Origin of the sequence: Nocardia sp. NBC_01009 (genome assembly GCF_045208035.1) — a bacterium.
Lineage (GTDB): Bacteria > Actinomycetota > Actinomycetes > Mycobacteriales > Mycobacteriaceae > Nocardia.
Genome location: NZ_CP108695.1, coordinates 3,569,035 through 3,589,005 on the forward strand (window position 1 = coordinate 3,569,035; position 19,971 = coordinate 3,589,005).

Below are 19,971 nucleotides of genomic sequence, written 5' to 3' on the forward strand. Positions count from 1 at the left end.
GAGTGGCGGCCCAGGGGGCACCGGCCGAGGCTAGCGGGATTCGAGTTCGAAGATCTGACGTGGGCGGCATTCACGTTCGTCGAACGTGGCATCCACCCCCGCGCTGAAGACGGCGGCGACGGCCGCCGAATACGTGTCGTCGCAATCCCATGCGGCCGTCGAGACGACGGTGTGACTCCCCTCACTGGTTTGAGGGTTTTGTCGATAAATTCTGCACGAATAGCGTTCATGTTCAGACAAGTCTCACTGGGAAGTTCAATGAGAAAATTCAAGGTAGGTGATCTCGCTAGAGAAAGGTTTCGGTATGGATGCCGACGAAGTGAAGCGCTACATCGGTGAGAAGTTCGAGGGCGTGGTGGTCAGTGGGTATCTGGGTGACAGTTTCTTCATCTACGACCCGAACCGCGACCTGCCTGCCAAGCGTCAAATCCCCTTCGCGACCATCGTGACCGGCGACAACTACGACACCGTCTCCGCGCTGGACCATGAGGACGCGTACCGGTTGAACATCTCCCTGACCAAGGACACCTTTACCGCGATGTTCGGGCAGGTGCCCACTCGGCGCGACGAGAACGGCACGCTGGCGACCGATTACGACTATGCGGCCAGGGATCAGCTGATGCCGCACCCTACCTACGGTGCTCAGCATTGGGTCTGTGTCGTGAACCCGAGCGACGAGACCTTCGACGCCATCGAACCACTGTTGGCCGAGGCCTACCGGTTCACCGCTCGCAAACATGCCAACTGGCTCGCACGCCGGCGTTCCGTCGCACAACGGCAAGCCGACTGACGTATCAGCCGCGATCACCCATCGCAGCGACCACACCCGCGCCGATGATCCGGTGGCGCGGAGCGGTGGACCCGGTCCCCCTCATCACCGTGGTGGCCGGGTCCGCCGCATTCCGCGTCGTCTATCCGCGGGCGATGGTCTCGAAGACCTTCGGGTCGACGAGGGTCGAAGTATCGCCGAGTTCTCGGCCCTCGGCGACGTCGCGGAGTAGACGGCGCATGATCTTGCCGCTGCGGGTTTTCGGGAGTTCGGGGACGATATGGATTTCGCGTGGGCGGGCGATGGGGCTGATCTCCCTGGACACTTCGGCTTTCAGTTCGGTGACCAGGGCCGCGCCGGTGTCGGTCGCGCCTGCGGTGAGGATGACGAACGCGACAATGGCCTGACCGGTGGTGTCGTCGCTGGCACCGACCACCGCGGCCTCGGCGACTCCGGAGTGCCCGACGAGGGCGGATTCGACTTCGGCGGTGGAGATACGGTGGCCGGAGATGTTCATCACGTCGTCGACGCGGCCGAGCACCCACAGGTCGCCGTCGGCGTCGAGCTTGGCGCCGTCACCGGCGAAATACCAACCGGTCTCGGCGAATCGGTCCCAGTAGGTCTCCCGGAACCGGTCCATGTCGCCCCAGATGCCGCGCAGCATCGACGGCCACGGCTGGTCGAGGACGAGTAAACCGGAACGGCCGTTCTCGAGTTCGGTGCCCTCGTCGTCGACGATCTTGGCGGAGATGCCGGGCAGCGGAGCCATCGCGGCGCCGGGCTTGGTCGCGGTGACGCCGGGCAGCGGGGAGATCATGATGGCGCCGGTCTCGGTCTGCCACCAGGTGTCCACGATCGGAGTGCGGTTGCCGCCGATGACATCCCGGTACCAGCGCCAGGCTTCCGGGTTGATGGGCTCGCCGACCGAGCCGAGTAGTCGCAGCGAGGACAGGTTGTGGGCGTCGGGGATCTCGCGGCCCCACTTCATGAACGTTCGCACCAGGGTGGGAGCGGTGTAATAGATGGTGACACCGTACTTTTCGATGATGTCGAAGTGCCGGTGCTCGTCGGGAGAGTTGGGTGTGCCCTCGTAGACGACCTGGGTGGTCCGGTTGGCGAGCGGGCCGTAGACGATGTAGCTGTGTCCGGTGACCCAGCCGATGTCGGCGGTGCACCAGTAGACGTCGTGTCCGGCCTTGTGGTCGAAGACGTTGTGGTGGGTGTAGGCCGCTTGGGTCAGGTAGCCGCCGGAGGTGTGCAGGATGCCTTTGGGTTTTCCGGTGGTGCCGGAGGTGTAGAGGATGAACAGCGGATGCTCGGCGTCGAATGCCTGCGCCTGGTGGTCCGGGGAAGCATCGGTGACCGTGTCGTGCCACCACAGGTCACGGCCCTCGGTCCACGGCACCTCGATGTTGGTGCGGCGCACCACGAGCACGTGCTCGACGCTCGAGGGCGCGCCGCCGAGCGCCTCGTCCACCGCGGCCTTGAGCGGCGCGGCCACACCGCGCCGCCACTGACCGTCGGTGGTGATCACCAGCCGCGCCTCGGCATCGTCCACCCGCTGCCGCAACGCGGTGGGGGAGAACCCGGCGAAGACGACCGAGTGGGTGAGGCCGAGGCGGGCGCAGGCCAGCATCGAGACGATGGCCTCGGGAACCATCGGCATGTAGATGGCGACCCGGTCGCCGGCCCGCATGCCGAGCTCGGTGAGATAGTTTGCCGCCCTGGACACTTCGCTGAGCAGTTCACTGTAGGTGAGGTCTCTGGAGTCGCCCGGCTCGCCTTCCCAGTGGATGGCGACCTGATCGCCGTGGCCGTCCAGTACGTGCCGGTCGACGCAGTTGTAGGCGACGTTGAGTTTGCCGTCGACGAACCACTTCGCAACGGGCGCGTCGCGCCAATCGAGGACCTGTGTCCACGGCTGATCCCAGTGCAACCGCCGAGCCTGCTCGGCCCAGAACCCGAGCCGATCGGCCGCGGCACGGTCGTACACGGCCGCACCGGCATTGGCGGTCGCGGTGAATGCGGCCTCCGGCGAGTAGGTGGCCGGTACGGCACCGGACGTGCTGTCGAGGCCGGTCGTGTCAAGGTCGGTGGTTGCGCTGGTCAACGTGGAACTCCTATCGGAACTACAAGGGATGTGGTCTCATCCCGTCGAAATGTCGGGGCGGCAGGTCTCAGTGCACGACCGCCTTCTCCGCGCCGACGCCGGTGAGTGAGCGGACCTCCATCTCCGAGGCCTTCGCCGGATCTTCCCGCTTCCGGCCGCCGAGGAAGGTGCCGATCACACCGAGCGCGAAAGCCAATGGGATGGAGACGATTCCCGGATTCGACAGCGGGAACCAGTCGAAATCGGAACCCGGGATCATCGAGGTCTTGGTGCCCGACACCGCCGGGGAGAACACGATCAACACGATGGTGGAGATCAGGCCGCCGTACATGCTGAACAGCGCTCCCGTGGTGTTGAACCGCTTCCAGAACAGCGAGAACAGGATGGTCGGCAGGTTCGCCGCGGCGGCGACCGCGAAGGCGAGCGCCACCAGGAACGCGACGTTCTGGCCGTTGGCGAGGATGCCGAGCCCGATGGCGAGCACGCCGATGATCACCGCGGTGATCCTGGAGACCCGGACCTGCTTGTCCTCGTCGACCTTGCCCTTCTTGATCACGCTCGCGTAGATGTCGTGGGCGAACGACGCCGAGGCGGTGATGGTCAGTCCGGCGACGACCGCGAGGATCGTGGCGAAGGCGACCGCGGAGATAATGCCGAGCAGCACAACGCCACCCAGCTCGAACGCCAGCAGCGGCGCCGCCGAGTTCTGGCCGCCGGCCGCGCCCAGGATACGGTCGGGGCCGACGATCGCGGCCGCGCCGTACCCGAGCACCAGGGTGAACAGGTAGAACGCGCCGATCAGCCCGATTGCCCAGACCACCGATCGCCGAGCCTCTTTCGCGGTGGGCACCGTGTAGAAGCGCATCAGCACATGCGGCAGACCTGCCGTGCCGAGCACCAGCGCCAAGCCGAGCGAGACGAAGTTCAGCTTGGAGGTCGAGCTGCCGCCGTACTGGGCGCCGGGGGCGAGCACGTCACGCGCGGCCACGCCCTTGGTCTTCGAACCGGACACCGCTTCCTGGGCCGAGCCGAGGATGTCGGAGAAGTTGAAGCCGAACTTGGCGAACACCATGACCGTCATCAGCGCGGCACCGGTAATGAGCAGCGCGGCTTTGATGATTTGCACCCATGTGGTGCCCTTCATGCCGCCGACCAGCACGTACACGATCATCAGCACGCCGACAACGGCGATCACGATGGACTGCCCGGTCTTGTCGGAGATATCGAGCAGCAGCGCGACGAGACCGCCGGCGCCCGCCATCTGCGCCAGCAGATAGAACAGCGAGACGGCCAGCGTGGTCAATGCGGCAGCGGTGCGGACGGGGCCTTCCTGCAACCGGAAGCTCAGCACGTCCGCCATGGTGAACTTGCCGGTGTTCCTGAGCATTTCGGCGACCAGCAGCAGCGCGACCAGCCAGGCGACCAAGAAACCGATCGAGTAGAGGAACCCGTCGTAGCCGTAGACCGCGATCGCACCGGCGATGCCGAGAAAGCTTGCCGCGGAAAGGTAATCGCCCGCGATGGCGACACCGTTCTGTGGACCGGAGAAGCCGCGGCCGCCGGTGAAGTAGTCGGCGGCGGTGCGGTTGTTGCGACTGGCCCTGATCACCACGACCATGGTGATCACGACGAAGATGGCGAAGATGGCGATGTTCGCGGCCGGATTGCCGACCGTCCCTGCAGCAAGGTGTTGCGTGTCGGCGAAGACGGTCATGCCCGGCCCCCTTCGAGGTAATGACGAATAGCGGCCGCGCGCGGGTCGAGTTCGCGGTTGGCGAACCGGACGTAGAGTGCGGTGATGGCGAAGGTGGAGACGAACTGCGCGAGGCCGAGCAGTAAGCCGAGGTTGATGTTCCCGAAGACCTCGGTCGCCATGAAGTCGTGCGCGTAAGCGCCGAGCAGCACGTAACTCAGGTACCAGACCAGGAACAGGGCGGTCATCGGAAACACGAAGCGGCGCAACCGGCTTCGGAGCTCCTGGAATTGCGGACTCGCTTGCACGGCGGCGAAGTCCTCGGCGCTCGGCGTGCGCGGCGGCGCGGCGGCATCCGAGCGCCGAGGCTCGGTGCTCTCGCCGTCGAGGTCGATACTGGTCATCAGGAGTCCTAGCGTGTGACGTGACTTACTGCGCAGACCGTAGCCAGGTCGGCATGAGGGAATCATGATGTGGCGCAGGTCACTCTGTGAAGGTGCCTGTTTGTGCGGTGAGCGGTCGGCTGGACGCGACGAACGGTCCGGCCGCGGAGTGCGAAAATCGGATCGCCACGGCGGTTCGTTCGACCGCGGGCAGCCTCAGTTGGAGCGCAGCACGCGCTCCCGGTCGGCGCCCATGCCGAGCCTTTCCGGCGCGTGCAGGCGCACGAAGATCCGCCCGACCGTGCGCGCACTCTGGCGGCGCGTCACCTTGCTGACCAGGATCATCGATGCGAATGCCAGGGGAACGCTGATCGCGGCCGGATAGCCGAGCACCGCCGCGGGCCAGCCGCCCGCCACCTCGTCGGAGACCCCGCCGAGCACCGATACCACCGTCGCGCCGCCCGCCGCCAGACCGCCGGTGATCAGCCCGGTGGCCGCCCCGATCGCGGTCAGCCCGCGCCACCAGATGCCGAGTGCAAGCAGCGGGCAGAGCGTGGACGCGGCGACCGAGAATGCGAGCCCGACGGTGCGGGACAGATCGAGTGAGGCGACGGTGAGCGAAAGACCGAGGGGCACGGCACCGGCGCACAGCGCTGCGGCACGAAAATCGCGAATGCGCCCGCGCAGCATGTCCGTGCTGAGCACGCCCGCGATGCTCACGAGCAGACCCGACGAGGTGGACAGGAACGCCGCGATCGCGCCCGCGGCCGCCAGCGCCGCGAGCAACTGTCCGGGTAGACCGGCGAGCACCGATCCCGGCAGCAGCACCACCGCGGCATCGGAGGTGCCGGTGATCAGCAGCTGCGGCACGTAGAGCCGCGCGAAGACCCCCAGCAGCACCGGGAACAGGTAGAACACTCCGACCAGCCCGATCACCGCGAGCGCTGTGGTCCGCGCCGCCCGGCCGTCCGGGTTGGTGTAGAAGCGCACCAGCACATGCGGCAACCCCATGGTGCCGAGGAAGGTGGCGACGATCAGCGAGAACACCTGGTAGGTGGGATGTGATCCGCCGAACCCGCCGCCGGGCAGCAACCAGGCCGCGCCGTCGGCGGGCGCACCGGCCACCACCGGCACGGCAGCGCCGGCATCGAGGACCAGCTGGGTGCCCGCGGCCAGCTCGTGTTCGCCGGATGTCAGCAGCGCCGGTCCGGTCACCGCGCGGTCGTCGAGAGTGCCGTTGATCGAAACCAGTTGTGGCGCGGCCACCTGAACGACCACATCGGTGCTCACATCGACCGTCGTCCGCTCGGTGACGATCGGGGGCGCGGGTGTGGCGAGTTCGCGATCGTCGGCGAGGAAATGCCCGAGCAGCACCAGCGCCGGTATCGCCACCGCGGTCAACTTGAGCCAGTACTGGAAGGCCTGCACCAGCGTGATGGACCGCATCCCGCCGCCGGCTACATTCGCGATCACGATGGCCCCGACCGCCACGGCGCCGACCCAGTCCGGCACGCCCAACAGAATGCGCAACGTCAACCCGGCGCCTTGGAACTGCGGAATCAGGTACACCCCGCATATCAGCACCACTACGACCGCCGCCAGCCGGCGCAGCCGCACCGACCCGAGCCGGAATTCCGCGAAGTCGGGCACGGTGTAGGCCCCCGATCGCCGCAGCGGCGCGGCCACGAACAACAGCAATCCGAGATACCCCGCGGTGAACCCGACCGGATACCAGAGCGCGTCGGCCCCGTACTTGGCGATGAGCCCGGCAACACCGAGAAAGGAAGCGGCGGAAAGATACTCGCCGGAGATCGCCGCCGCGTTCCAGCGCGGCCCGACACTACGCGAGGCAACGAGGAAGTCCGACGTGGTCCGCGCCAAGCGCACGCCGTAGACGCCGATGGCGACGGTGGCGAGTGCAGCAAGCAGCAGGGCGGCGATGGTGAGCGCGGGTGCGGTGCTGGTGCTCATTGTCGTCTCCGGCCGACTCGCTCCGTGAGATCGGTTGCCGCGTCGATGTTCACGTCACTCGTCCGCCAGCTCGAGGAAGTCCTGTTCGTTGCGCTCGGCGAGGCGAACGTACAGCCGGCCGACGGCGTAGAGCAGGGGATAGACCGCGATACCGAGCAGCAGCCACGGCAGTCGTATACCGAAGACCACGAACGAGCCGACCGCTGCGATATGAAAAAGCAATGGCAGCGAGCACAATACGAGGACCGTGACCAGGCCGAGCCGCAGCGCGAGGCCGAGCTGAGCGCGAATGAGCCCGCCGATCATGGCCGCGCCGATCTCGGTCTGTTCGGCCACCTCGACGCGAGTGCGTACCCGCCGCGCGCCGCGACGCTCGGCCAGCACCACACGCTGCCGGGTCGGTCGCTGCTGCGGTCCGGTCACAGGTGGTTCCGCTGCTGTCGAGGGCCGTGCACGAGACGCTGCTTCAGCTCGCGGACCTGTCGCCGACTGACCGGCAGCTCCACTGCCGCGGCGTTCCCGTCCGCGCGCAGGCACACCACCGTGCCGGTGCCGACCGTGCGTAGTCCGGTCACCAGCCGCAGCGCCACCAGATAGGACCGGTGCACCCGCAGGAATCCCGCATTCTCCCAGCGGGATTCCAGCGCGGTCAGCGGAATCCGCACCAGATGTGACCCGGCGCTGGTGTGCAGCCGCGCGTAATCACCGTCCGCCTCCACCCAGCTCACGCTCGAGCGGTTCACCAAGGTGGTGACGCCGCCGAGCTCGACGGGGATAACCTCGTTCGGATCGGCGCGCGGCTGCTCGGTCACCGGTGCGGGCGTGCTGCGTGCGGCGGCGATTCGCCGCACCGCCTCGGCCAATCGTGCCTCGCGCAACGGCTTGAGCAGGTAATCGACGGCCCCGAGATCGAATGCCGCCACCGCTCGATCGTCGTGCGCCGTCACGAACACCACGGCGGGTGGATTCGCGAACTCCGACAGGATGCCCGCCAATTCCATCCCGTCCAGCCCGGGCATATTGATGTCGAGGAACACCGCATCGATGGGATGGGCCCGCATCAGCCGCAGCGCATTGGTCGCGTCGCCCGCGCTGTGGATCTCGCCGACACCCGATTGCGCGCGCAGCAAATACACCAGCTCGTCCAGAGCCGGTTTCTCGTCGTCCACGGCAAGCACGCGAAGCGGTCCGGTGGACTGGTCAGTGGTCCGGGTCACAGCCGGTCCATCGTAAGCGCTGGCTTCGCGGCGTCGGATCGGGTCGAGCCTTCATGCCTGGATGCCGGCCCGGAACTTGGGGACCCGCAGGCTCACCTTGGTGCCCGCGCCGGGCGCGGTTTCCACGATCAGGCCGTAGTCGTTGCCGAAGGCGGCGCGCAGTCGGTCGTCGACATTGGCAAGGCCCACATGGGCAGATTCGCCGGAAGCCGCAGGGCCGGTGCCGGTTTCGATCGCGTCGAGGGCGCCGGAGCGCAGCAGATCCGGATCCATCCCGATGCCGTCGTCTTCGACGCTGATCACGCAGTCGGTGCCCGCGTCGGTGGCGATAATGCTCACCGTGCCGCCGCGGCTCGCCCCCGCCAAGCCGTGCCGGACCGCGTTCTCCACCAGCGGTTGCAGCGCGAGGAAGGGCAGCACGACGCCGAGCACCTCCGGCGCGATCTGTAGCCGTACCTCGAGCGCATCGCCGAAGCGGGCCCGCTCCAGGGCGAGATACCGCTCGATATTGCGCAGTTCGTCCGCGAGGACGGTGAATTCGCCTGCGGCGCGGAAGGAATAGCGGGTGAAGTCCGCGAATTCGAGGATCAGCTCCCGCGCCCGATCCGGGTCGGTGCGGACGAAGGATGCCACGGTATTGAGTGCGTTGTAGATGAAATGCGGGCTGATCTGGGCGCGCAATGCGCGCACCTCGGCGCGGTCCAAGCGGGCGCGGGATGCATCGAGCTCGGCCAACTCGAGCTGGCCGCAGGCGTATCGCGCCACCTCCGCCACCGCGCCGAGCCTGCCGGGTCCCGGCTGCCCGGTGGTCACCACCCCCAGCGCACCGGCAACTCCGGAGTTTTCGATCAGCAATGGCTGAGCGATCAAGGTGCGCCCGGAGTGCTCGACGCGGCCGGGCCGGGACACCAGGACTGGTCGCTCGGTCGCCATCGCGCGGCGTGCGGCATCGGCGAAATACTCGGCGAGATCGGAGTGCGGGCCGTCCCAGGCGAGCAAGGTGCCGTCCGGATCGGCGACGCCCAGCGCCTCGGCTCCAGTGAGGGCGCGCAGATGCGGCGCCGATTCCTGCGCAGACTGATCGGTCAGGCCCTGGCGCAAGTGCCGCGCGGCCAGCGAGGCGGTGTGCAGCGCGGTGTGCACCGCGCGCTCGGCCGGTGTGGTCACGGACCGACGGGTCCGTGACCACACCAGCAGCGCACCGGCGAGCAACAGCACCGAGGCGACAACGGCTACCGCCGCCGTCGTCAACGCGTACCCGTCGAAGGGGTGTGTTGCTGCCACGTCATCGCCCGATTATCCCGATGCCGTCACGCGGTCGGTGACAGCAGCGCCGAAGCGCAGGCTACGGCTGGTATTCGTGCACCGTGAACTCACGGTTGCCCGGTTCCGGCAGGTGCGCCGCGCCAATGGTCACCGTGCTGGTGAAATCGCCGATTCCGGGCTGGAAGATCGCGGAGTAGCTGCTGTTGCTCCAGTACCCGGGGCCGTTCGCGGTCACTGTGAACGAGCCCGTCGCGCCGCTGGCGAGATTGCGCCAGTTCAGCGTGACCGGCAGCGTGCACGGTCCGATGCCGAACATGGTCGTGCTGACGGTGAACGCCGCGCTCGACGGATAGGCGTCACCGTTGACACTCGAATCGACCTGTGCGAAACAGGCGCCCTGGGTGAGCGAGTACATGGTGGCGAACTTGCCCTCCGCGGTGGCGGGTGCGGCCGTGGCCAGCAGTGCAACGGCGGCAACGGGTGTAGCGGAAAGGACGAACAGAGATCTGGCTGTATTCATCGGCACCCCTACAGAGTTGGGTCGGTCCTCGGTTGTGCGGTCATGCCCGTACGCACATCGCGATAAACGTTGCCACGCGCGCCGCCTCGGTGGTCGAGATTCCGCCGATCCGGCAGCGCGGAGGAGAACGTGGCTGCGGGCGTCGCGTAGTGTCGACCGGTCCGCGCTAGACGTCATTCGCGGAAAATGGACAGCTCCATGGCGACTCGCCAGACGCGCCGGTGATCTTCGCCACCGACACGCCGGGCCCTCCTGGGGCGTCTGTTTGCGGCGTGCGCGCCTCAGAAAACTTGTCGTACCGACGTGCCTAGAATCGCTAGGCCAACCCCCGTCGAGACCTTGGGAGGAAGGACCGTCTTGGCCGCCTCGTCCGGATCGTTCGTTCACCTGCACAACCACACCGAGTACTCCATGCTCGACGGTGCGGCGAAGATTTCGCCCCTGTTCGCCGAGGCGAAACGGCTGGGGATGGACGCGGTCGGGATGACCGACCACGGCAATATGTACGGCGCCTCCGAGTTCTACAACTCCGCGAAAAAGGCGGGCATCAAGCCGATCATCGGTATCGAGGCCTACATTGCGCCTGCCTCCCGATTCGACACCAAGCGCATCCAGTGGGGCGATCCGAGCCAGAAGGGCGACGACGTCTCCGGCTCCGGCGCCTACACGCACATGACCATGGTCGCGGAGAACGCGACCGGCCTGCGCAACCTGTTCAAGCTGTCTTCGCTGGCGTCGCTCGAGGGCCAGCTCGGCAAGTGGGCGCGGATGGACGAGGAGATCATCGCCCAATATGCCGAGGGCATCATCGCCACCACCGGCTGCCCCTCCGGCGAGGTGCAGACCCGCCTGCGCCTCGGTCACGACCGCGAGGCCCTGGAGGCTGCGGCCAAGTGGCAGGAGATCTTCGGCAAGGACAACTTCTTTCTCGAGGTGATGGACCACGGCCTGTCCATCGAGCGCCGGGTCCGCGAGGGGCTGCTGAATATCAGCAAGCAGCTGGGCATCCCGCCGATCGCCACCAACGACTGTCATTACGTCACCAAGGATCAGTCGACCAATCACGAGGCGCTGCTGTGCATTCAGACCGGCAAGACGCTGAGCGACCCGACCCGCTTCAAGTTCGACGGTGACGGCTACTACCTGAAGTCCGCCGAGGAGATGCGCGCGATCTGGGACGCCGAGGTGCCCGGCGCGTGCGACAACACGGTGCTCATCGGTGAACGGGTGCAGCCCTACGACGACGTGTGGGCACACCGCGACCGGATGCCGGTCTTCCCGGTGCCCGATGGCGAGAGCGAAGGCAGCTGGCTGCGCAAAGAGGTCGCCCGGGGACTGGACCGCCGGTTCCCCAACGGCGTGCCGCAGGACTACGTGGATCGGGCCGAGTACGAGATCGACGTCATCCTGGAGATGGGCTTCCCGGCCTACTTCCTGGTGGTCGGTGACCTGATCGAGCATGCCCGCGAGGTCGGCATCCGAGTCGGCCCCGGCCGTGGTTCGGCCGCTGGTTCGCTGGTGGCCTACGCCTTGACCATCACCAATATCGACCCGATTCCGCATGGGCTGCTGTTCGAGCGGTTCCTCAACCCCGAGCGCGTGTCGATGCCCGATATCGATATCGACTTCGACGATCGCCGCCGCGGTGAAATGGTGCGCTATGCCACCGAGAAGTGGGGCAGCGACAGGGTCGCGCAGGTCATCACGTTCGGCACCATCAAGACCAAGGCAGCCATCAAGGACTCGGCCCGAGTGTTGTTCGGCCAGCCCGGATTTGCCATCGCCGACCAGATCACCAAAGCGTTGCCACCGCCGATCATGGCCAAGGACATCTCGGTGTCGGGCATCACCGACCCGGAGCACGAGCGCTACAAAGAAGCGGCCGAGGTCCGGACGCTTATCGACACCAACCCCGACATCGCCAAGATCTACGAGACCGCACGGGGTCTGGAAGGCCTGATCCGCAACGCAGGCGTGCATGCCTGCGCGGTGATCATGTCCTCGGAGCCGCTGACCGACGCCATCCCGGTGTGGAAGCGGCCGCAGGACGGTGCCCTCATCACCGGCTGGGACTATCCGTCGTGCGAGGCCATCGGCCTGCTGAAGATGGACTTCCTCGGCCTGCGCAACCTGACGGTGCTCGGTGACGCGATCGACAACGCGAAACTGAACCGCGGCGTCGAGATCGACTTGGACGCATTGCCATTGGACAACCCGGCGACCTATGACCTGCTGGCTCGCGGCGACACGCTCGGTGTGTTCCAGCTCGATGGTGGTCCGATGCGCGACCTGCTGCGCCGCATGCAGCCGACCGCGTTCGAGGACATCGTGGCCGTCGGCGCTCTGTATCGCCCCGGCCCGATGGGCATGAACGCGCACAACGACTATGCCGACCGCAAGAACAACCGCCAAGAGGTCAAGCCGATCCATCCGGAACTGGCCGAGCCGTTGAAGGACATCCTCGGCGCAACCTACGGTCTGATCGTCTACCAAGAGCAGATCATGCACGTCGCGCAGAAGGTGGCCGGCTACTCGCTCGGTCGAGCAGACATCTTGCGCCGCGCGATGGGTAAGAAGAAGGCCGAGGTGCTGGCCGCGGAGTTCGAGGGCTTCGAAGCGGGCATGCAGGCCAATGGCTATTCCAAGGCCGCCATCAAGGCGTTGTGGGACACCATCCTTCCGTTCGCCGGGTACGCGTTCAACAAATCGCATGCCGCGGCCTACGGTCTGGTCTCCTACTGGACCGCCTACTTCAAGGCGAACTATCCGGCCGAGTACATGGCGGCACTGCTGACCAGCGTCGGCGACGACAAGGACAAGGCCGCGGTCTATCTGTCGGACTGCCGCCGCCTCGGTATCACCGTGTTGCCGCCGGACGTCAACGAGTCCGAACTGAACTTCGCCTCCGTCGGCAAAGACATCCGGTTCGGACTCGGCGCGGTGCGCAATGTCGGCGCCAATGTGGTGTCCTCGATCATCGCCGCGCGCAAGGAGAAGTCGAAGTTCACCGACTTCTCGGACTACCTGAACAAGATCGACGCGATCGCCTGCACCAAGAAAGTCACCGAATCCCTCATCAAGGCAGGCGGATTCGACTCGCTCGGGCATCCGCGCAAGGGTCTGCTGCTGGTCCATTCCGATGCCATCGACGCGGTGATGTCGACCAAGAAGGCCGAGGCGATCGGGCAGTTCGATCTCTTCGGCGGGATGGATGCCGACGAGTCGGTGTCCTCGATCTTCGACGTGAAGGTGCCCGACGACGAGTGGGAGAGTAAGCACAAGCTCGCTTTGGAGCGCGAAATGCTCGGCCTGTACGTGTCCGGGCATCCGCTCAACGGTGTCGAGCATGTGCTGGCCGCGCAAGCGGATACGCAGATCCCCGCCATTCTCGAGGGTGACATCAAGGACGGCGCCCAGGTGACCATCGGCGGCATCCTTGCCTCGGTCAACCGACGGATCAACAAGAACGGTCTGGCCTGGGCCTCCGCACAGCTGGAAGATCTGACCGGTGGCATCGAGGTGCTGTTCTTCCCGCAGTCGTATTCGGTCTACGGCATGGATGTCGTGGAGGACGCGGTCGTCCTGGTGAAGGCCCGTGTCTCGGTCCGCGACGACCGGATCTCGTTGATTGCCAACGATCTCGCCGTCCCCGACCTCTCCTCGATCGGCGTGGCCAAGCCGCTCGCGGTGATCCTGCCGACCAGGCTGTGCACCCCCGACAAGGTGAGCGCCCTCAAGCGCGTCCTGACCAGCCACCCCGGCACTGCAGATGTGCACCTGCGGCTGGTCGGTGCCCGCGACAAGACCACCCTGCTGAAACTCGACGACAGCCTGCGCGTCTCGCCGTCGTCGGCGTTGATGGGCGATTTGAAGGCCCTACTCGGTCCCGGCTGCTTGGCCGGCTGAGCTACCTCCGACGCCGAACCCCGGCTTGCCACAAGGTAAGTCGGGGTTCGGCATTTCGAGCTGGTCGCGGATCGGTCGTCGAGGCCGGATCGCACAGCGTTCCGGTTGTCGGTGGAAAACCGCGCGGCGGTGCGCGGTTCGGCGTCCTCCGGTCAGTGGGCGAGTTCGGGGAGGGGCTGTGGTTCCGGTGTCGCAATAGCGGGCCTGCGGTGCACGTGTTGGGCCCAGGCGATCGTGGCCAGCATGGCACCGCCCATCGCCGCGCCGATCCAGCCGACCGAGGCGTAGCCGAGGCCGGCGCCGATGGCGATGCCGCCGAGCCAGGGGCCGACGGTGATGCCGACGTTGAACGCGGAGTAGTTGGTGGCGGTGGCGAGAGTGGGGGCGGCGCCTGCCACGGTGAAGACCCGGGTGTTGAGGGCAGGGTTGGTGGCGAAACCGAAGGCGCCCAAGAGGAATACGAGAACGATCACCGGCGCGGGCCGGTCCGCGCTCAGTGCCAGCCCCGCGGCGATGATGGTCATGCCCGCCGCGCCGACGTAGAGGGTGCGGAAGGGGTGGGCGTCGGAGGTGCGGCCGCCGATGCTGATGCCGATCAGGCTGCCGAGGCCGTAGAGCGCGAGCACCGCGGGAATCCAGGTTTCGGAGATTCCGGTGGTGTCCGCGAGCATGGCGCCGAGGTAGGAGAAGGTCACGAAGATCGACCCGGTGGACAGCGCGGTGGTCGCGTAGGACAGCCACAGCCGCGGGTTGGCCATGGTGCGCAGTTCATTGCGCAATTGCGGCACCCGGGTCGGCCGTCCGCCGGGAATCTTCGCGAGCACGCCGATCGCCGAGAGCGCCGACAGCGCGGCGACCACCCAGAATGCCGCGCGCCAGCCGAAGTGCTGGCCGATGACGGTGCCCGCGGGCAGCCCGACGATGGTGGCGATGGTGAGTCCGCCCGCGACGATGCTCATTGCCTTGCCGCGTGCGTTCTCCGGCACCAGGCTCACCGCGGCGGTGGCCGCCAGCGCCCAGAACCCCGCGTAGACAAAGGCGCTCACCACCCTGGTCGCGAACAGCACCCAGTAGTACGCGGTCGAGGCGCCGACGACGTGGGCGGCGACGAAGACGGCGAGAAAGCCGAGCAGCGCATCGCGGCGTGGCCAGCGCAGCGTGACCACGGCGAGCACCGGTGCGCCCACCAGCATGCCGAGGGCGAATGCCGAGATCAGCAGTCCTGCGCGCGGAATGGTCACGCCGAGATCGGTGGCCATTTCGGGCAGCAGCCCGGCGAGCATCAGCTCCGAGGTGCCCTGGGCGAAGATCGACAACCCCAGGACGAAGACGGCTAACGGCATCAGATACCTCTCTAGTTTTGGATTGATCAGTTCAAAATGAACTCGAAAGAAAAGGCGGCGCGATGCCGCCTTGCTGGTCTTACAGTGCGCTGAGCGCGGTGCCGGCAATGGCTTCCAGTGCATCCCGTCCCGCTCCGCCGCGCGCCGCCACGCGCATTCCGGCGATGGTGGCGTTCACGAAGTGTGCGAGATCGCGCGCATCCCTGCCGCGTTCGATATCGCCTGCCCGCTGGCCGCTTTCGATGGCGGCGGTCAGCGCGGCCAATCGCAGCTCCTGATCGGTGCGCAGTGTGGCGGCCACCGCGTGATCGCGCGGGGCCAGCTCGACGGTCGAATTGACCACCAGGCAGCCGGTCGGTTCCTCCTCGGGTGCGTCGATCACCTGCCATAGCAGGGCGCGAATCTTCGCTTTGGCCGACTGGTCGCTGTCGAGCAGCTCGAAAATGGTTGCGTTCTTGGTGGTCACGTACCGCTGTAGCGCTCGATCGAACAGATCGTGCTTGCTTGTGAAGGTGTTGTAGATGCTGCTGCGCCCGAGTCCTGTTGCCTCGCAAAGGTCCTGGGTGGAGGTTCCCTCGTAGCCGGCGGTCCAGAACGCGCGCATCGCCGCGTCCACCGCCCGCTCCTCGTCGAATCGCCTCGGTCGTGCCATGAGGCCAACGCTAACATATTTTGAACAGATCGTTCCAATATATGTGGAGTGGGTCAGGGCGACACTGCGACACCGAGGGTGAGCGCCGTCAGGAACTTGGGCCCCTGCATGTAGAAGATATCGATGTCGCGTATCTCGAAGCCTGCGGTCTCGACCAGCCCGCGAATATCGCGATCGAGGTGACAGCCGCCCGCGATGGCCTTCTGGATCGGGTTGAGCCGGTGCTGCCAGACCTGCACCTTCGTATCCGGCGCGAGGCCGTGCTCGACGAAGTGCAGGGTGCCGCCGGGAACGAGCACCCTGCGCACCTCGGCCAGTGCGGTCGCGATGTCCGGGATGGTGCACATCGTCCAGGTCGAGAGGGCGGCGTCGAAAGAGCTGTCGGCGAAGGGGAGCGATTGACCGTCCAACCCGGCGCGTTCGATCGGCACCGCGGCCGTGGCCAAGCGTCCTGCGGCGAGCTTCCACCCGAGATCCGCCGGTTCGACCGCGCTGATCGACTGCACCGCCGCCGGATAGAAGGGCACATTGAGCCCGGACCCGAAGCCGATCTCCACCACCCGCCCGTGCAGTCCGGCGCAGACCCGCTTGCGCTGCGGATTGTTGAACTTCGCGCCGCAGGCCACCTCGACGATGCGCGGCACGATCCGATCGTTGTAGATACCCACGTCTTCACTGTGTCAGTGCGGTGCCGGGAGCGCCATGTGATGCCGTCGGGCGGGGCCGTCCGAAGGCCATGCGATGAACGCGGAACCGGCGATTCGGCCCTGCGGAAGGCCCGTCGCACTGGTCAGGGACCGTGCACAGGTCCGGAATGCCCGCACGCTCGGCACGTGTGGAGAGGTCGGGCGTGCGATGCTGGCGCGGTGACCCTGTTCGAGGTGTGGGCGCCGCGTCCGGAGCGGGTGCGGGTCGAAGTGGACGGTTCGGTGCATCCGATGACCAGGTCGACCGACGGGTGGTGGCGAGCCGAGGTGGCGTCCGCGCCGACTGCGCGCTACGGCTTCCTCCTCGATGACGATCCGACGGTGCTGCCCGATCCGCGCTCGCCTCGACAGCCCGACGGTGTGCACGGGCGCTCGGCGCTGCACGCTCTGGACCCGGCGGTATGGACCGACTCCGGCTGGACCGGACGGCAGCTGGCGGGCGCGATCTACTACGAACTGCACATCGGCGCCTTCACTCCGGCCGGCACCTTCGACGCGGCGATCGCACGTCTCGATCATCTGGTCGACCTCGGCGTGACCGCGGTCGAGCTGATGCCGGTGAACGCCTTCGACGGCACCCACAACTGGGGCTACGACGGTGTGCTCTGGTATGCGGTGGCCGAACCCTACGGTGGTCCCGACGGTTTGCAGCGCTTCGTGAATGCCTGTCACGCACGAGGATTGGCCGTCACACTCGATGTCGTCTACAACCACCTCGGGCCCTCCGGAAACTACCTGCCGCGCTTCGCGCCCTATCTGACCGAGGGGCGCAATACCTGGGGTCAGAGCCTCAACCTGGACGGGCCCGGCTCGGATCCGGTGCGCCGCTTCATCGTCGACAACGCGCTGCGCTGGTTGCGCGAGTTCCACATCGATGCGCTGCGGCTGGACGCGGTGCACGCACTGGTGGACCGCACCGCCACCCACCTGCTCGCCGAACTGGCCGCCGAGACCGAACGCCTCGCCGCGCACCTGGGCAGGCCGCTGACTCTGATCGCGGAGAGTGACCTCAACGACCCGACGCTGATCACCCCGCGCGCCGCGGGCGGCTACGGGCTGACGGGGCAGTGGAACGACGACCTGCACCATGCCGTGCATACCGCGGTCTCCGGTGAAAGACAGGGCTACTATGCCGATTTCGGCACGCTCGGCTGCCTCGCGCACACCCTGACCAACGGTTTCTTCCATGCCGGAACGTATTCCAGCTTCCGTGGCCGCACCCACGGCCGCCCACTGGACACCAGGGTGATCCCCGCGAGCGCGCTACTGGCCTACACCTGCACCCACGATCAGGTCGGCAACCGCGCGATCGGTGACCGGCCGAGCGTCAACCTCGCCGACGGGCAACTGGCGATCAAGGCCGCCCTCGTGCTGCTCTCGCCCTACACGCCGATGCTGTTCATGGGGGAGGAGTGGGGCGCGAGCACACCCTTCCAGTTCTTCACCTCGCACACCGATCCGGTGATCGGGGCCGCCACCGCCGCCGGCCGCAAGGCTGAATTCGCCGAGCACGGCTGGGATAGTGACGACGTGCCCGACCCGCAGGACCCGGAGACGTTTCTGCGCTCGAAACTCGACTGGTCGGAGCTGGGGGTCGCGCGCCATGCCGGGCTGCTCGGCTGCTACCGCGCGCTCATCGCGCTGCGCCGCGCGCGGGCCGAGCTCACCGACCCGTGGCTGACCCATGTTGCGGTCGACTACGACGAGGACGCGCGCTGGATCGTCGTGCACCGAGGGACGGTGCGGCTGGTGTGCAACCTGTCCGCCCATCCGGTCACCGTGCCGATTGTCGGAACGGTATTGCTGGCCTGGGGCGAACCTGTCGAAGCCGATTCGGGGACAGGCGTTCCCGGGCATTCGTTCGTGGTGGTATCGGCGGAGGAGGTCACCGAGTCGGAGCGGATCCGGTAGCTGCCGGTGGTCCGGCCCGGCAGCCGCACGAAAACCGAACGAAAATTGTTATCACCGTCGGCCGTTTGTGGGCGTATCAACCCATGTTGACCTACGATGTTACCGTTTCGAAAGCTTCGTAAACCGAGGCTCGTAGCCGCCCTCTCGAGCGGCTCGGAGCACTCGGCGTCAACTGTCCGAGACAATGACCGTTGCCGAGCGTGACCGACGCCATTACCGTTGAGTAATGAGCAACGTGGCTTCATCCGGGGACTTCGATCTGTCTGGCGAACTCCCCGTCGGGGTGGGCGGCAGCGCCGCCGCTGAATTCGGACCACTGGTACGCCGTTTCGTGAAGACATTCGGAAACCGTCGTGGCGCGGGTGCGGGGCTCGCGGTGCATCTGCGCGGTGCGCCTCTCGTCGAGATCTGGACCGGGAGCGCGGGCAACACGCCGTGGACCAAGGACACCGGATCCATCATCTTCTCGGCGACCAAAGGTGTCACTGCCACGGTGATCCACCGCCTCGCCGACCGCGGGTTGCTCGACTATGCCGCCCCGATGGCGGAGTACTGGCCGGAGTTCGGTGCCAATGGCAAAGCCGGCATCACCGTCCGTCAGGTAATGACCCACCGTGCGGGCCTGTCCGCGCTGAGTCCGATCGCCTCCGGCTTGGAAATCCTCGATCACCAGCTGATGGAGGAACGCCTCGCCGCCGCGAAACCCGATCACCTGCTGGGTGTTCCGGCCTATCACGCGCTCACCTACGGTTGGCTGCTCGCCGGGCTGGCCCGCGCGATCACCGGCGACGGTATGGCGGAGCTGTTCCGCACCGAGGTCGCCGAGCCGCTCGGCATCGACGGTATTCATCTGGGCCGACCGCCCGCCTCCGCGCCGACCAGCTACGCCGAACTCGCCGGCAACCAACTGCGTCCGATCGGAAACCCGCTCACCGCAAAGGTATTGGGTTTCAGCTATGGCATTCCTGGCGCACTCGGTGCGGCTGCCCGCTGCCTGTTCCTGCCCGGCGTCGAAGCGATCCTGGAGGGCGAGAATCCGCCCATCCTGAACACCGAACTCGCTGCAGGCAACGGGGTGGGCACCGCATCGGCGCTGGCCACCATGTACGGTGCGCTGGCCAACAATGGAACGGCAGACGGTCGTCAGTACCTGTCGCCGCGGACCATCAAGGCGCTGCGCCGGATCGAGAGCTACCGGCTCGACCACGCGCTGTTCTATGCGCCGATGCTCTGGCACCTCGGCTACCACTCGATGCCGATGCCCGGTGCTCGCGCGGGTCTCGGTCACATCGGTCTCGGCGGCTCGTTCGGCTGGGCCGAGCCGCGCCTCGGGCTTTCGGTCGGCTTCGTGCACAACCGGCTTTCGGTGGGGCAGTTGACCTTCGACCAATCCTCGGCGGCTTGGCTGCTGCCGATGGTGCTGGCCGGACTGCGCTCGACCAGGCGGCCCGCCGCCGTCGTGGAGACCCCCGAGGCGGCGTAGCGATCAGCACGGGCACCCGTGCGCCGCCCTACGAAAGGCG

15 protein-coding genes are annotated in these 19,971 nt (G+C 66.8%); 4 read left to right on the forward strand and 11 right to left on the reverse strand.

The genetic code is table 11. The annotated features are described in order from the left end of the window. Window positions 1–304: 304 nt before the first annotated feature. Window positions 305–790 (forward strand): DUF6194 family protein, encoded by a 486-nt coding sequence (locus tag OHA42_RS15950; protein ID WP_406237909.1) that lies wholly within the window; start codon window positions 305–307, stop codon window positions 788–790. A 121-nt stretch (window positions 791–911) separates the two neighbouring features. Here the strand turns inward: OHA42_RS15950 and acs are convergent, their stop codons facing one another. The 8 genes from acs to OHA42_RS15990 form a co-directional block, all read right to left on the reverse strand. Next, the gene (gene acs / locus OHA42_RS15955; RefSeq protein WP_406237910.1) at window positions 912–2,879 is read right to left on the reverse strand and encodes an acetate--CoA ligase; all 1,968 of its coding nucleotides are present in this window, start codon (window positions 2,877–2,879) and stop codon (window positions 912–914) included. Window positions 2,880–2,946: 67 nt separating this feature from the next. Beyond that, entirely contained in the window at window positions 2,947–4,593 is a 1,647-nt protein-coding gene (locus OHA42_RS15960) for a cation acetate symporter (RefSeq protein ID WP_406237912.1), read from the reverse strand. Beyond that, window positions 4,590–4,976, reverse strand: coding sequence for a DUF485 domain-containing protein (locus OHA42_RS15965; protein WP_379072786.1), 387 nt, complete (start codon window positions 4,974–4,976; stop codon window positions 4,590–4,592). Before OHA42_RS15965 ends, OHA42_RS15960 begins: the two co-directional genes overlap by 4 nt. Window positions 4,977–5,171: 195 nt before the next feature. Further along, window positions 5,172–6,926, reverse strand: coding sequence for a cation acetate symporter (locus tag OHA42_RS15970; protein WP_406237914.1), 1,755 nt, complete (start codon window positions 6,924–6,926; stop codon window positions 5,172–5,174). A gap of 54 nt (window positions 6,927–6,980) precedes the next feature. Then, window positions 6,981–7,349, reverse strand: a complete 369-nt coding sequence (locus tag OHA42_RS15975) for a hypothetical protein (RefSeq protein WP_406237916.1) — start codon at window positions 7,347–7,349, stop codon at window positions 6,981–6,983. Beyond that, on the reverse strand, window positions 7,346–8,143 hold the full coding sequence (locus tag OHA42_RS15980; protein WP_406237917.1) for a LytR/AlgR family response regulator transcription factor: 798 nt from the start codon (window positions 8,141–8,143) through the stop codon (window positions 7,346–7,348). The genes OHA42_RS15975 and OHA42_RS15980 overlap by 4 nt, the downstream gene beginning before the upstream one ends. 51 nt (window positions 8,144–8,194) lie before the next feature. Further along, window positions 8,195–9,394: a histidine kinase gene (locus tag OHA42_RS15985; RefSeq protein WP_406239397.1), complete on the reverse strand. Its 1,200-nt coding sequence runs from the start codon at window positions 9,392–9,394 to the stop codon at window positions 8,195–8,197. 94 nt (window positions 9,395–9,488) lie between these two features. After that, window positions 9,489–9,929 carry a hypothetical protein gene (locus OHA42_RS15990; protein ID WP_406237919.1) on the reverse strand — a complete coding sequence of 147 codons (441 nt, stop codon included), beginning with the start codon at window positions 9,927–9,929 and terminating at the stop codon, window positions 9,489–9,491. Window positions 9,930–10,340: 411 nt separating this feature from the next. Between OHA42_RS15990 and dnaE the strand changes: the two genes are divergently transcribed. Next, window positions 10,341–13,835 (forward strand): DNA polymerase III subunit alpha, encoded by a 3,495-nt coding sequence (dnaE, locus tag OHA42_RS15995; protein ID WP_406239399.1) that lies wholly within the window; start codon window positions 10,341–10,343, stop codon window positions 13,833–13,835. A 152-nt stretch (window positions 13,836–13,987) separates the two neighbouring features. Here dnaE and OHA42_RS16000 read toward each other — a convergent pair whose 3' ends face one another. The 3 genes from OHA42_RS16000 to OHA42_RS16010 form a co-directional block, all read right to left on the reverse strand. Beyond that, a complete protein-coding gene (locus tag OHA42_RS16000) occupies window positions 13,988–15,178 on the reverse strand; it encodes a Cmx/CmrA family chloramphenicol efflux MFS transporter (protein ID WP_406237921.1) in 1,191 nt (396 codons plus the stop codon). Between the two features lie 79 nt (window positions 15,179–15,257). Continuing rightward, the gene (locus OHA42_RS16005) at window positions 15,258–15,830 is read right to left on the reverse strand and encodes a TetR/AcrR family transcriptional regulator (protein WP_406237923.1); all 573 of its coding nucleotides are present in this window, start codon (window positions 15,828–15,830) and stop codon (window positions 15,258–15,260) included. A 53-nt stretch (window positions 15,831–15,883) separates the two neighbouring features. Beyond that, entirely contained in the window at window positions 15,884–16,498 is a 615-nt protein-coding gene (locus tag OHA42_RS16010) for a class I SAM-dependent methyltransferase (protein WP_406237925.1), read from the reverse strand. A gap of 198 nt (window positions 16,499–16,696) precedes the next feature. Here OHA42_RS16010 and treZ point away from each other — a divergent pair, with 198 nt between their 5' ends. Together treZ and OHA42_RS16020 are read left to right on the forward strand one after the other, a co-directional pair. After that, entirely contained in the window at window positions 16,697–18,448 is a 1,752-nt protein-coding gene (treZ, locus tag OHA42_RS16015; protein WP_406237927.1) for a malto-oligosyltrehalose trehalohydrolase, read from the forward strand. A gap of 226 nt (window positions 18,449–18,674) precedes the next feature. Further along, window positions 18,675–19,931 (forward strand): serine hydrolase domain-containing protein, encoded by a 1,257-nt coding sequence (locus OHA42_RS16020; protein WP_406237929.1) that lies wholly within the window; start codon window positions 18,675–18,677, stop codon window positions 19,929–19,931. Window positions 19,932–19,971: the final 40 nt, after the last annotated feature.

Bases quoted from the DNA above. Each gene is read 5' to 3' on its own strand.
- OHA42_RS16005 (WP_406237923.1), bottom strand. From the start codon at position 15,830: ATGGCACGACCGAGGCGATTCGACGAGGAGCGGGCGGTGGACGCGGCG.
- OHA42_RS15970 (WP_406237914.1), bottom strand. From the start codon at position 6,926: ATGAGCACCAGCACCGCACCCGCGCTCACCATCGCCGCCCTGCTGCTT.
- OHA42_RS15965 (WP_379072786.1), bottom strand. From the start codon at position 4,976: ATGACCAGTATCGACCTCGACGGCGAGAGCACCGAGCCTCGGCGCTCG.
- OHA42_RS15960 (WP_406237912.1), bottom strand. From the start codon at position 4,593: ATGACCGTCTTCGCCGACACGCAACACCTTGCTGCAGGGACGGTCGGC.
- OHA42_RS16000 (WP_406237921.1), bottom strand. From the start codon at position 15,178: ATGCCGTTAGCCGTCTTCGTCCTGGGGTTGTCGATCTTCGCCCAGGGC.
- OHA42_RS15950 (WP_406237909.1), top strand. From the start codon at position 305: ATGGATGCCGACGAAGTGAAGCGCTACATCGGTGAGAAGTTCGAGGGC.
- OHA42_RS15990 (WP_406237919.1), bottom strand. From the start codon at position 9,929: ATGAATACAGCCAGATCTCTGTTCGTCCTTTCCGCTACACCCGTTGCC.
- OHA42_RS16020 (WP_406237929.1), top strand. From the start codon at position 18,675: ATGAGCAACGTGGCTTCATCCGGGGACTTCGATCTGTCTGGCGAACTC.
- dnaE (WP_406239399.1), top strand. From the start codon at position 10,341: ATGCTCGACGGTGCGGCGAAGATTTCGCCCCTGTTCGCCGAGGCGAAA.